The organism is Halorussus sp. MSC15.2, from assembly GCF_010747475.1.
Taxonomy (GTDB): Archaea; Halobacteriota; Halobacteria; order Halobacteriales; family Haladaptataceae; genus Halorussus.
Genome location: NZ_VSLZ01000002.1, coordinates 261,216 through 274,198 on the forward strand (window position 1 = coordinate 261,216; position 12,983 = coordinate 274,198).

The window sequence follows — 12,983 nt, forward strand, 5'->3', positions numbered from 1 at the left end:
ATATCCGGCTGCGAGTGGGATAGGCCTCGGAAACGACGCTCGGACCGCGCCGGTCAGTCGCCGGTGACGTTCACTCGGTCGAGACCCGAGACCTCCTCGATGGAGATGCCGCCAGTGAGTTCGCGGTAGGGGTAGGGCATCTCGATGCCCTCGGCGTCGAACCGCTCTTTGACGCCGGTGACGTGGTCCGAGAGCACCTCCTTGAACTTGCCGCGGCCGGGGTCCTCAATCCAGATTCGGGATTCGAGTCCGACGTAGGAGTCGGCGAGTTCGGTCGTCCTGACCGACGGTTCGGGGTCGTCGAGCACGTCTGGGTTGGCCCGCGCGTCGTCGAGGATGATGTCGGTCGCCTCGCCGATGTCGTCGTCGTAGCCGATACCGAAGACGAACTGGAGGCGGAGTCGCTCGTTCGCCATCGCGTTCGTGACCGCGTTGTTGGCTAACTCCGAGTTGGGTACCGTGATGACCTCGTTGTTGAACGTCTCGACCTTCGTCACCCGGAGGTCTATCTCCCGGACCACGCCCGACATGTCGTTCCACTCTATCCAGTCGTCCACCTGGAAGGGCTTGTCCTTGAGGATGAACACCCCGGAGACGAAGTTGGCCACGAGGTCCTGCGCCGCGAACCCGAGCGCCAGCGCCAGCGCGCCCCCGAGCGTGGCGAACGCCGCCAGAAAGCTTCCGAACCCCGCGACGGTGAAGGCGACTGCGACGGCGACGAAGAAGACCACCGCGCCCGCGGTGGTCGTCGCCAACTGGACCACCGTCCGGTCGAACCCGCGCGCCGACAGCGACCGGCGGACGAGTTTCACCATCACGTACTTGCCGACGACGTAGACCACCGCGAAGGCGAGGACGAACGCCACCACGTCCCAGAGCAGACCGGCGTACTGCGCGAGAACCTCCCCGAGAGAGGTCGGCCAGTCGAACTGCTGTAGCGGTACCATGCTCCTACCAATTCGTCGATACACGGTAAATGAGTTCGGGTCGAGCGACCGATTACGGTCGGCACGGCCGCGAGACGGCTGCTTCTGGCCGGTCCGGGAGTGCAATCTTGCGACCTCCGGTCGAACCTCCTGTCAATTCGTTTCGAGTCGACCGAGCGCCGCCGCGCACCGTCTGAAGAACGACGCGTCACCCGACGGAGTCGGAACGGAACGCCGCGAACTACGCCGATTCGACGGTCGTCCCCACACCGCCCGTCGCGTTCTCGCCCGTCGTCGCCGTCTCGTTCGGGACGGAGACGCGGACCGACTCGACCGCGCTCACGCTCGCATTCCCGACCGTGATGTCCGGCGACGAGGCGTTCACCTGCGCGTCGCCCGTCACGGCGGCCGGAACCGAGAGCGACAGGCCGCTGGCGTTCCGGACCGTGAGGTTCCCGATTACCGCACCGTCGAGCGTCTGATTTCTGATGCGGACGATTTGGGCCGACTGCCCCGTGATGTTCGGCCCGCGTGCGAAGGGAACGCCGAACTCCGACAGCAGGTCCCTGCTGCGTATCGTCGCGCTCCGGACGGTCACGTTCGAGAGTCGCGCGCGCTCGACGACGATTCGCCGGAGCGAGACGTTCCGGAACGTCAGGTTGCGACGTTGGTCCATCCGACGGACCGTCAGGTTCCGCACCACCACGTCGGTCGCCGTGACGTTCCGGAGCGTCACCGACTCGGCCGAGAGGTTCTGGACCCCGACCGACGTGCCGTCCTCCTGCTCGCGTACCGATTCGTCTCCGTCGGTCCGCACGTCCACCGACTGGTCGAACGCTTCGCCGACCGGCGACCCGTCGTCTTGTGCGACCGAGGCCGTCGTCCCGACTGCCAGCGGCGCGACGACAGCGAGTGCGATTACGGCGACTGTGACCGCCGCGTGTTCGGTGTCGAACATCACTGGCAACGCCACGCAGGCGTCCTTAAATCACCCGACCGTTCCGAGCGCGTCGCGCGCCGACCCGCCGGTAGCGCGACGTTCTTCCCGGACGACGCAGGCGCGACGCGAGGACGCTCCGCATTTCGTCTCGACGCCCGAACGATTATACCCCAGACCGTCGTGACATCTGACGGAAAATGGGGGAGACACGACGACAGTTCCTTCGAGCGACGGGTGCCAGCGCGGTCGGACTGACGGCAGCGGTCGGCACTACCGCGGCGCAGTCCGGGGGTGTCGGCCTGCTGCTGAACTGGAAGCCGAACGGGCTTCACGTTCCCTACTACGCCGCGAAGGCGAAGGGGTACTACGACGAACAGGGCGTCAAACTGAACGGCATCGAGAGCGGGCAGGGGTCGGACTTCGCGGCCAAACAGGTAGGGCTGGGCAACACCGAGTTCGCTATCACGAGCGCCGACCAGATGCTGAACGTCAACACACGCGGTCTCTCGCCGCGGTCGGTCGGTGTCGTGATGCAGCGGAGTCCGGTCGTGGTGTTCACCACGCCGGACGCCTTCGGCGGTGAGTTGACCGGTGCGGACGAGTTGGCGGGCAAGACGGTCGGCACGGGACCCGGCATGGTCAAGATTCTCACGAAACTCCTGTTGGAGGAGAAGGGCGTCCTCTCGGAGGTGGAACTCGTGGACACCGGGTTCGACACGGTCCAGCAGTTGCTCGGCGGGAAGATAGACGCCGCGGGCGGCGTGTTCGCCGACGCGGTGGTCGCGCGCCAGAAGGCGGGGTCGGTCTCGTCGATTCCGGTGGCCGAGACCGTCCCCTCCTACGGCCACGTCGTCGGCGCGAACGCCGACTTCGCCGCCGGAAACCCCGAGACTGTCCGGGGATTCCTGAGGGCGACCGCCCGCGGCGCGGCGTGGGCGACGAACAACCCCGAGCGGGCGACCCGGTTGCTGGTCGAGGCGAACCCGGCCATCTCCGAGACCGCCGACACCCAGCGAGCCAAGTGGGTCGAGATGGCCAGTAACTACGTGCTCTCGGAGGCGGTCCGCCAGCACGCGTGGGGGTGGAGCGAGGCCCGTCCGTGGGAGACGACGTACCGCGCGCTCCGCGACGCCGACCTGCTCGGGGGCGAGACCGACCCGTCGTCGGTCTGGACCAACGAGTATCTCGACACCGACTACCGGTACGTCGGCGAGTACGCTCGGACCGTCTCGCCGCCCGAAGCGACCGCGTCGGGCGAAACCGCGTCCGGGACGACGACCACAGGCGGACGGAACTGATGAGTAGTCCGAGACCGAGGGAGTCCGAAGAATCGGGGTCGAGCGCGGCGGGCGCGCGAGACAGCGAGTCGCCCGACTCCCGACCGCCCGCACCCCTATCAGGTGCGAGTCAGCGTCCCTCGGTTTCGACCGCACCGCGGGCGGTCGCGTCCCGCGCGTCCGGTGTCGTCCCGAGAGTCTGGCCGCCGGTCGCCGTGACGGTTCTCGGTCTGCTGGCGTGGTCCGTGGCCGCCCGGACCGCCGGGGTGCCGGACGTGATTCTCCCGGGTCCGAGCGACGTGGCCGCGGCGCTCGCGGAGAATTGGCTCGCGCTCGTCGAGGCCGCCGGAGTCACGGCGCTCACGGCGGGCCTCGGCGTCGTCGCCGGTGCGGTCGTCGGCGCGTCGCTGGCGGTGGCGATGGCGGCCTCCGAGACGACTCGCGCCGCGGTCCGGCCCTACGTAATCGCGCTCCGGGTCGTCCCGGTAATCGCGGTCGCGCCGCTGCTCTTCCGGTGGTTCGGCGACGGCGTGGGCGCGCGGGCCGCGCTGGCGGGCACGCTGGCGATTTTCCCGGTGACGATAGCGACCTATCAGGGAGTTACCGCGACGCCCGAGGAGTTCGTCGCTCTCGCGCGCTCGGTCGGCGCGTCGCCCGCCGCCCGGTACCTCCGGGTTCGACTCCCGGCCGCGGCCCCGCAGGCGTTCGCCGGACTGCGAATCGCGGCCGCCGCGGGGGTCGTCGGTGCCGTGGTCGCCGAGTTCCTGACGCTGAAGGCCGGTATCGGTTACCGAGTGTTCCGGGCCTCGACCAGACTCCAGACCGCCCGGATGGTCGCCGCGCTCGGCGTGCTGGCGCTGCTGGGCGTCGGGTTCTATCTGGTCCCGGCGCTGGTCGAGCGTCGGATGGACTGGGGGTAGCGACGACCGCCGCCGGAGAGGCAGAAAGACTACAGTTCTCACACCGAAACGCATTCGGCGTGAACTCCCGGCTCTCACCCCCGGAAGTCGCGTCGTTCGTCGGTTTGGGACTCCTCGCAGTCGGGTCGTACCTCCCGTGGGTCCGCACGAACGCGGCCGGTCCCGTACCGGCAGTCTACCTTCCGGGGATGAACACCGGACTGGACCTGTGGGGCCTCGTAATCGTCCCCCTCGCCGTAGCGGCGGCGGTCGCACTGCTCTGGCGGCCGGGTCGGCGGGCGAGTAGGGTCGCCACCGCGGCGGCGGGCGGTGTCGCCTGCCTCCTCGCGCTCGTCGAACTCTCGTCGTACCCGCGCCTCGACGCGAGTCCGTTCGCGCCCGCAGTTGGCGTGTACGTCACGCTGGCGGGCGGCGTCGTCGCGCTCGCCGCGACCGGATGGTCGGCCATGGCGTTCGAGCCATGAGCGCCCTCACTTCCACGAGACCCGCCGCTCGACCGCTGCGACCGCGCCGTACACCGCCATCCCCTCGACGAAGAGAACGACCACCGCCGCCAGCACCGCGTCGGTCTGGACGTTCTCCGCGCCCACGAGGACGAGATAGCCGAGACCCTCGTCGGTCAGAATCCACTCGGCGACCACCGCGCCGACCGCCGCGAGCGCGGCCGACTGCTTCAGGCCGGCGAACACCGCCGGAAGCGCGGCCGGAATCCGGACGAAGAGGAAGGTCCGGAGCGGTCCGGCGTCCACCGACCGGAGCAGGTCGAGGTACTCCTCGGGCGTCTCCCGGAGTCCCGCCATCGAACTCACGAACGTCGGGAAGAACGCTATTAGCGCGACGAACGAGAGCGCGGTCCCCGCGCCGGTGCCGAGGTAGACCAGCAGCAGCGGCGCGACCGCTATCTTCGGCAGGACGCGCGCCGTGACGAGGTAGGGGTAGAGCGCCCGGCGAAGGACCGTCGAGTGGACCGCCACCGCGGCCGCGCCGAACCCGGCGAGGACTCCGACCGCCCCGCCCGCGAGGACGGTCCGGAGGGTGACCGCGCCGTTTCGGAGGTAGAGACCCGGCCGCGCCGCGAGTCGGTCGGCGACCGCGGCGGGCGTCGGGAGCAGGTATGGCGGAATCCCGAGCAGGACGACCGCCGCCCACCACGCGAGGACGCCGACCGCGAGCGCGCCGACCGGGAGCGAGAGTCCCGCGGCCGGAATCCGGTCGGCGTAGCTCATGGGTCGGCCGTCGGGATTCTCTGTCGTCGGGTCATCGCAGTTCGTACCCCTCGTGGAGCGCGGTTCGGACGCGCGCGACCTGCTCCTGAAACGCGGTCGTTCCGTACACCGACTCGTCGCGGGGTCTGGGCAGTTCCACGTCGAAGACGGCCGCGATTTCGCCCGGTTGGTCGCTCATCACGACGCACCTGTCGGCGAGGAACACCGCCTCGGGGACGCTGTGGGTGACGAACAGCACCGTCTTGTTCCGGTCGCGCCAGACGCGTCGCACCTCGACGCCCATCTCCTCGCGGGTGAGTTCGTCGAGTTCGCCGAACGGTTCGTCCATCAGCAGGACCGAGGCCCCGAGGTGGAGCGCCCGCGCGATGGCGACGCGCTGGCGCATCCCGCCCGAGAGTTCGGCGGGCCGCGACTCCTCGAACCCCGCGAGTCCGACAGTCTCCAGCAGGTCGCGGGCCGCCTCGCGGTCGGGCGGCTTCCCGGCCATCTCCCGGAGGAAGACGACGTTGTCGAGTGCCGACTTCCACGGCAGGAGGGCGTGGCGCTGGAAGACGAAGCCGAACTCCCCGCCTTGCCGGGCGGCGTCGGGCGAGTCGCCCCCGACCCGGACGGTGCCAGCAGTCGGGTCCTGTAGCCCGCCGACCGTCCGGAGAAGCGTGGTCTTTCCGCATCCGGAGGGACCGATGACCGTGACGAACTCGCCCTCGTCAACCCGCAGGTTCACGCTCTCCAAGGCGCATACGCCCTCGAAATCCACCGTCACGCCGTCGAGGCGGATGGCGGTCGCTCGGTCGGTTCGGGTCGTCTCCTCCGCGCTCGTCTCGTCTCTCACCATCGAGTTCGTGGAACGTAACGGTACGGAGCCATAGGTGGCTTACGCCCGTGAGCGCCGCTCGTCGTCCGCGTGGGCCGGGTTAGCGATTCGGGGAGAACTCGGTCGTCTTCGAGTCGTGGGCGTGTCGAGTGATTGGCAGTCGGTTCGTACGACAGCGTCCTGCCGAAGAGGTTGCCAGCAACAACATCGGGGGGTTTGACCCCCGCGGAGGGTGATGCACGGCCTTCGACAGCCGCCCCGTTCCTCGCCTCTCCTCCGACTCTATTTCGACTCTTCGGGCGTGAACCAGCCAGCGACGCCGCTCGGGTTCTCTCGGTGTCGGGCGCGGAACGACGACCACTCGACGGTCAGTTTCCCGAGAACGACGAGCGTGGCGATTCCGATATCGAAGAGGACTCTCGTGTCGAACAGTCCCGCCAGCGGCAACGTCAGTAGCGGTAACACGAACTCCGCAACCGGCGTCAGCAGAAACCAGAACACCATCCGACGGACCGGTATTTCGACCGTCATCGGTGCCGAGAGTTGCTCGTACCGCGCCTCACCGAGGAACTGCCGACGGGTGGAATCGAGTTGAGAGACGAGCAGTGCGAGCGCACTGAGGAGGATTTCGGGCGAGAGAACGGACGCGAATATGGAGGCGTACTCGTATATTGCCTCGGAGTTACTGTACGGGTTCTCGACGACGACTGGCGACGGGAGGACGACCATCAGTACGCTCAGACACAGCCAGAATCCGAGACCCCAGACGAGCAGTCCGGCGGCGTAGCTAACGTTTCGGTAGTAAATCGGCGGCAACCACTCGACCGGTCGCGTCGTTCCGGAGCGCGAGGACAGGAACGGCACGGACACCGTCATGGGGCTGACCGTCCGACTCTCGGGGTTCGGCTTTCGCTCCGCGAACAGCGTCAACCCGCCGTAGATGACGACCACCAAGCCGATTTCGAGCCAGTAGAGAAACAGGACGTTCTGTACCCGCCAACCGAGGAACGCGATTCCGGCGAGCGGGACCAGATTGGAGGCGAGGAGCGGAAGAAACGTCTCGGTGGTCCGTGACTCTTTTCTGTCGTTCATCCTACCGGTGATGTTGTTCGAAGACGGCCTTAAATCAAGTGCAATACTGTCGCTCTACCGGCACGAGGCGACGGCTCGATACCGAGTATTTCTAGCCGGTTGGAAATCGCAAGCCGATACCGGCGGTCACTCTCGGGAGGATACGGCCGCATTCCGGGTAGCCGTTACCGTATCTATTCTGTCACTTTAATATAGAAAGAATTAAATATTTTTCTTATTATTTAATCTTGTGGACGATAAAGATAGAAATACGATTCCGCGAAGGAAAGCTATTCTGACCACCGCCGGCATCGGCAGCGCCCTTCTCGGTGTACCCGGTGCGGCGTCGGCCGGTGACGGCTCCGACTCGTTCGACCCGGACGAACACTCCAAGTACATCCTGGACGAGGATTACTGGCGGAACGAGGACGGCGAGGTCGTGTTCGACCACGCGAACTTCGAGAAGTGGAAAATCGTGCCAACGGGCACGCAGAGTCAGTCCGCTGGGGTTCAGACAGCCGACGCGTCCGCTACCCCCGAAATTTATCTCGGGACTCACAAGAACGCGACCCGGCGGACCGGTCCGGCCGTCGTGAACGTCGGCGACGCGATGACGAACGGACAGGTCTCGACGATGGGTTCGGACACGAGAGTGACCCTCGTTAGCGGGAGTATCCCCGATTACGTGCCCGGCATCGGCGGCACTACGTGGGGCATCAACGCGGGTGTGACGTTCAACATCTCGGCCCTGTCGGTGGACATCAGTATCAATCTCCGAGTCGGGAACACCCAAATCGTACTCTGGGGTTGGAGTCTCGGTCCGGAGGGCGACAGGGGTACCTGCATGTCGGTCACTCCGTCGCAGTTCCCCGTCGAAGTCGAACCGTGCATCGACGTGACGTTCGACGGTGACACGATTAGGTTCGGCGGTTCCGTGAGCCTCTGTGCTCCGCCGACCGACCCCTGTCCCGGCTTCAACTGCCAGTACTGCATCACGGGCGTCAGCGTCTCCGCCCCGCCCATCGAAGCACCGTGGTAATCGGATAGCCGGTCGTCGGTTTCCGATTACGGTTCTTTCTCGTTCCACGACGGACGGCATTTCATATACCGAAACGTAGTTTGTTAACGGTTTTTACTTTCACTTTGGCACCGAGAAGCCTTTAACATCTACGCGGCTACGACGTACTACAGAATGCCATCTATCCAGTCGACGCTCGGCGAGGAGGAGGGGATCGCCGAGGAACTGGCCGAAAGCCAGCGCCAGATTTCCATCGCCGAGTTCTTCGAGAAGAACAAGCACATGCTCGGGTTCGACAGCGGTGCCCGAGCGCTGGTGACGGCGGTGAAGGAGGCCGTAGACAACGCGCTGGACGCGACCGAGGAGGCCGGTATCAAGCCGGACATCTACATCGAAATCGACGACACCGGCGATTACTACACCCTCGTCGTCGAGGACAACGGACCCGGCATCACCAAGGAACAGGTCCCCAAGGTGTTCGGGAAACTCCTCTACGGGTCGCGGTTCCACGCGCGCGAACAGTCGCGGGGTCAGCAGGGTATCGGTATCTCGGCGGCGGTGCTCTACTCCCAACTGACCTCCGGCAAGCCCGCCAAGATTACGAGCAAGACCGAGGGCGGCAAGGAGCAGTACTTCGAACTCATCATCGACACAGACGAGAACGAACCCGAAATCAAGGACGAGGCTGACTCGCCGCCTACGGGCAAGCACGTCAACGACACCCACGGCACCCGCATCGAACTGGAGATGGAGGCCAACATGCGCGCCCGCCAGCAACTCCAGCGCTACGTCAAGCACACGGCGGTCGTCAACCCTCACGCTCGACTCGAATACCGCGAACCGGGCATGGACGAACCCCAGCAGTTCCGGCGCGCCGAGCGCGCTGACCTCCCGGCCGAGACCGAGGAGATTCGACCCCATCCCCACGGGGTGGAACTCGGCACGCTGTTGAAGATGCTGGCGAGCACGGACTCCCACAGCGTCTCCGGGTTCGTTCAGGAGGAGTTCACCCGCGTCGGCCGCAAGACCGCCGACTCCATCATCGACAACTTCCGCGACCGCCACTTCGGCCGGGAGGCCTCGTGGCGACCGCCCGAGGACCACGAACAGGCCGACCTCGCGCGTGCGGTCGCGAACGCGGTCTCGAACAAGAGCAAGGAAGGGACCGCCGCGTTCGGCGACGAAGTGGCCGAGCGAGTCTCCGGTCGGGACCGGGTCGCTCACCACGAACTGGTCGAAATCGTTGCCGAAACCGCCGACGAAGTGGGTAGCGACCACGACGAGACGTTCGGCGACACGGTCCAAGAGAACGCGGTCGAGGCCGCGTGGGCCGAACTCACCGACGACCGGCGCAGCGACCTCTACCGGTTGGCCGACAAGGCGACCAGCACTCGAAAGGACGACGAGACCGTCCACGGGTTCGCCGAGCGCCTCGCCAAGCGGTTCGAGAAGGGTCCCGAGCACGACCGGGCGACCCACGACGAGTTGCGCGAGTACGTGGACCGGGCCGCCGACCAGACAGAGGAGTACGACGACGCGACGTTCGGCGACACCGCCCGCGAGAACGTCGTGATGGAGGTCTGGAACCGGATGGGGACCGTTCCCGACGCGGTGCCCAAGGTCTCGGCGTTCGCCGACGACCGCGACATGTCCAGCGACCTGCTGGAGGCGATGAAGGAGACCGACATCATCTCCCCGCCGACGAACTGCCTGTCGCCCATTACCGACGAACTCGTGGAGGCGGGTCTCCGAAAGGAGTACGACGCCGACTTCTACGCGGCCTCGACCCGCGACGCCGACGTTCACGGCGGCGACCCGTTCATCGTGGAAGCCGGTATCGCCTACGGCGGCGAACTCGAAGAGGAGGGCAAGGCCGAGGTCCTGCGCTTCGCGAACCGGGTCCCGCTGGTCTACCAGCGCGGCGCGTGTGCGACGACCGACGTGGTCAAGTCCATCGGCTGGCGCAACTACAACCTCAGCCAACCCGGCGGGTCGGGCATTCCGAACGGCCCGGCGGTCATCATGGTTCACGTCGCCTCCACGAACGTCCCGTTCACGAGCGAGAGCAAGGACGCGGTGGCCAACGTCCCGGAAATCGAGGACGAGATAGAACTCGCGATTCGGGAGGCCGCCCGCGAACTGAAGTCCTACCTCAACAAGCGCAAGTCACTGGAGAAGCGAAAGAAGAAGCAGAACGTCATCGCCTCCATCCTGCCGGAGATGGCCGAGAAGTTGGCCGACGTGACCGGACAGAGCGAACCCGAGTACGAGGACGCGCTGGCCCGAATCATGAACAACGTCCTCGTCGAGCGGAGCGTGGAGGACGGCACGGTACGGCTCTCGGTCGAGAACAACTCCAGCAAGAACGAGTCGCCTGAGATAACCGACATCGTGACCGCCGAACCGCGCAACCTCTCGGACGGCGCGACCGCGGTGGACATGGACGGCGAGTGGTTCGTCAAGTGGTCGCCGACCGTCGAGAGCGGCGACGAGGCCGTCCTAGAGTACGAAATCGACGGAGAGGCAGAGTTCGACGTCAGCGTCGAAGGAATCGAGGACCCCAAACTTACCGTCAACCAATGAGCGCAGACAACGAAGCAGAAGCCCAAGAGAAACTCATCGACCTCGCCGCGCAGTTCTACGACCAGTTCGACCGGGGCGAAATCCCCGAGATGTCGGTCCCGACCCGGACCAAGAGCAACATCGTCTTCGACGAGGACGAGGACGTCTGGGTGTACGGCGACCGCAAGAGCACCCGGAGCGCCAACAGCGTCCGGGGCGCTCGTAAACTCCTGAAGGCGATATACACTATCGACTTCCTCTCCGAGCAGTTGGAGGAGGACCGCTCCTCGACCCTGCGTGAACTCTACTACCTGAGCGAGAGCTGGGATGTGAACGAGGCCCAGTTCTCCTCGCAGGACGAGTCGAACCAGTTGGTCGAGGACCTCGAAATCGTCTCGGAGGTCACCCGCGAGGACTTCCACATGCGACCCGAGGAGTCGGGCGCGACCATCATGGGACCGCTCTACCTCCGCGAGCAGACCCGGCGGGGCGAGCGCGAGATTCACTGCCAGAAGGACGTGGGCGAGGGCGGTTACCAGATTCCGAACAACCCCGACACCATCGAGTTCCTCGACAACGACGCCGACTTCGTCCTCTGCGTGGAGACCGGTGGGATGCGCGACCGACTGGTCGAGAACGGGTTCGACGAGAAGTACAACACCATCATCGTCCACCTCAAGGGCCAACCGGCGCGTGCGACCCGTCGCATCACCAAGCGCCTGCAGGACGAACTCGACCTGCCGGTCACGGTGTTCACTGACGGCGACCCGTGGTCCTACCGCATCTTCGGGTCGGTGGCGTACGGGTCCATCAAGTCCGCCCACCTCAGCGAGTACCTCGCAACGCCGGAGGCCCAGTTCATCGGCATCCAACCCGAGGACATCGTGGAGTACGACCTGCCGACCGACCCCCTGAGCGACTCCGACATCAACGCCCTCGAATCGGAACTGGAGGACCCGCGCTTCCAGACCGACTACTGGGAGGAGCAGATAGAGATTCAGTTGGACATCGAGAAGAAGTCCGAGCAGCAGTCACTCGCGTCCCACGGTCTGGACTTCGTCACCGAGACGTACCTGCCCGAGCGACTCGAAGCGATGGGCGTGCTGTAGTTCCGGTCGAAGACCCGTTTCTCACCGTCGTCTCTCGGTATGGACGACCCTCTGCGAACCCCGCGACCGAAATCCGCTACGGGGACCCCCTACAACTCCCGTTGGGGCTCGTCGGTCCATCTCTCGTCGTATGTCGCGTCGGCCACGATGTCGTCGTTCGTGAAGGGGTCGCCTCGCGCGCAGGACGGGCAGTAGCAATTGCTCCCTTTCTCCTCGACGCTGAGGGGAACCCCCGCAACGAAGAACTTCTCGGAGAACGTCCGCTCGACGCCGGTGCCGACCGGGTGAGCGCAGGCAGCGCACGGGACCTCGGGCGCTTCGACCACCGCCTCGTCTGTCACCCGCGCCCGGCCGAACTTCGTGACCGCTTCTCGGTCCTCCAGTCGCCGCTGGACCGGCGGTAACACGACCAGCGCGGCCGCGAGCAGGCTGATACCCAAGACGAGGCTCACGACGCCGGACACGTCACCGAGAATCGAGAACCCGACCAGCGCGAGGAAGACGCTGGCGACGAGGCGTCCGGGGTTAGCGAGGAGAGAGTCGTCCGACTCGGCGGGTTCGTCGTCCCCGTCGTAGCGACCCTCTGCGTCGTTGGCCGTCTCGTAGCGACCGTCGTCACCCGAGACGTGTCGCTCGGTCCCGTCCTCACGGAGTTCGACGCGGTCGGCACCCGGGCCGTAACTGTACAACGCGTAGACGATGTTACCGAATCCCCACGTCGTGAAGAGCAACAACGCGTGGACACCTATCGACCCTATCCCGCGGTCTATCATGACGACTCTGTCGCCGTAGTCGTGTTTCACGTCCCAGCCTTCGACTGTCAGGTCCTCGACGCGGCGTCGAAACGCCGAGCGGTCGCGTCTACTGGCGGTTTCGGCGTCCGAGTCGGTCGTTTCGGGGTCCGGATTGGCGGTTTCGGCGTCCGGATGTATCGGCTGGCCGTCCGATGCTGTCCCTCCGCCGACGGCGGAACCGCAGTCCGAACAGTACGCGTCGCCGGGTGACAGCGACGACCCGCACTGCGAACAGTAGTTCGGCGTGGTGCGAGAACTCACGTTCCGAATTGTTGGAGACCAAATAAGTAAATTGTGTCGGGTTTCCGAGTTTCGGACGGAGAATC

12 protein-coding genes are annotated in these 12,983 nt (G+C 65.9%); 6 read left to right on the forward strand and 6 right to left on the reverse strand.

Annotated features, from left to right (window positions below):
• Positions 1 to 53: 53 nt before the first annotated feature.
• Both FXF75_RS08500 and FXF75_RS08505 read right to left on the reverse strand, forming a co-directional pair.
• A complete protein-coding gene (locus FXF75_RS08500) occupies positions 54 to 947 on the reverse strand; it encodes a mechanosensitive ion channel family protein (protein WP_163521462.1) in 894 nt (297 codons plus the stop codon).
• A 220-nt stretch (positions 948 to 1,167) separates the two neighbouring features.
• A complete protein-coding gene (locus tag FXF75_RS08505; RefSeq protein ID WP_163521463.1) occupies positions 1,168 to 1,884 on the reverse strand; it encodes a hypothetical protein in 717 nt (238 codons plus the stop codon).
• 179 nt (positions 1,885 to 2,063) lie between these two features.
• On the opposite strand from FXF75_RS08505, the gene FXF75_RS08510 reads away from it, so the two are divergent.
• From FXF75_RS08510 to FXF75_RS08520, 3 genes are read left to right on the forward strand one after another with little or no spacing between them, the layout of a single operon-like run.
• The gene (locus FXF75_RS08510; RefSeq protein WP_163521464.1) at positions 2,064 to 3,164 is read left to right on the forward strand and encodes an ABC transporter substrate-binding protein; all 1,101 of its coding nucleotides are present in this window, start codon (positions 2,064 to 2,066) and stop codon (positions 3,162 to 3,164) included.
• Positions 3,164 to 4,063 (forward strand): ABC transporter permease, encoded by a 900-nt coding sequence (locus tag FXF75_RS08515; RefSeq protein ID WP_163521465.1) that lies wholly within the window; start codon positions 3,164 to 3,166, stop codon positions 4,061 to 4,063. Before FXF75_RS08510 ends, FXF75_RS08515 begins: the two co-directional genes overlap by 1 nt.
• 59 nt (positions 4,064 to 4,122) lie before the next feature.
• Positions 4,123 to 4,527, forward strand: a complete 405-nt coding sequence (locus tag FXF75_RS08520; RefSeq protein WP_163521466.1) for a hypothetical protein — start codon at positions 4,123 to 4,125, stop codon at positions 4,525 to 4,527.
• 6 nt (positions 4,528 to 4,533) lie between these two features.
• Here FXF75_RS08520 and FXF75_RS08525 read toward each other — a convergent pair whose 3' ends face one another.
• The 3 genes from FXF75_RS08525 to FXF75_RS08535 form a co-directional block, all read right to left on the reverse strand.
• A complete protein-coding gene (locus tag FXF75_RS08525; protein ID WP_163521467.1) occupies positions 4,534 to 5,289 on the reverse strand; it encodes an ABC transporter permease in 756 nt (251 codons plus the stop codon).
• 31 nt (positions 5,290 to 5,320) lie between these two features.
• Positions 5,321 to 6,124 carry an ABC transporter ATP-binding protein gene (locus FXF75_RS08530; protein WP_163521468.1) on the reverse strand — a complete coding sequence of 268 codons (804 nt, stop codon included), beginning with the start codon at positions 6,122 to 6,124 and terminating at the stop codon, positions 5,321 to 5,323.
• Positions 6,125 to 6,385: 261 nt separating this feature from the next.
• Complete coding sequence (locus FXF75_RS08535; protein WP_163521469.1) at positions 6,386 to 7,195, reverse strand: DUF6498-containing protein; 810 nt, start codon at positions 7,193 to 7,195, stop codon at positions 6,386 to 6,388.
• Positions 7,196 to 7,424: 229 nt separating this feature from the next.
• On the opposite strand from FXF75_RS08535, the gene FXF75_RS08540 reads away from it, so the two are divergent.
• From FXF75_RS08540 to FXF75_RS08550, 3 genes are all read left to right on the forward strand, one after another.
• Positions 7,425 to 8,213 (forward strand): hypothetical protein, encoded by a 789-nt coding sequence (locus FXF75_RS08540; RefSeq protein WP_163521470.1) that lies wholly within the window; start codon positions 7,425 to 7,427, stop codon positions 8,211 to 8,213.
• Between the two features lie 153 nt (positions 8,214 to 8,366).
• Positions 8,367 to 10,775 (forward strand): DNA topoisomerase VI subunit B, encoded by a 2,409-nt coding sequence (locus FXF75_RS08545; protein ID WP_163521471.1) that lies wholly within the window; start codon positions 8,367 to 8,369, stop codon positions 10,773 to 10,775.
• A complete protein-coding gene (locus FXF75_RS08550; protein ID WP_163521472.1) occupies positions 10,772 to 11,863 on the forward strand; it encodes a DNA topoisomerase IV subunit A in 1,092 nt (363 codons plus the stop codon). The genes FXF75_RS08545 and FXF75_RS08550 overlap by 4 nt, the downstream gene beginning before the upstream one ends.
• Positions 11,864 to 11,952: 89 nt before the next feature.
• Here FXF75_RS08550 and FXF75_RS08555 read toward each other — a convergent pair whose 3' ends face one another.
• Positions 11,953 to 12,918: a zinc ribbon domain-containing protein gene (locus FXF75_RS08555; RefSeq protein ID WP_163521473.1), complete on the reverse strand. Its 966-nt coding sequence runs from the start codon at positions 12,916 to 12,918 to the stop codon at positions 11,953 to 11,955.
• Positions 12,919 to 12,983: the final 65 nt, after the last annotated feature.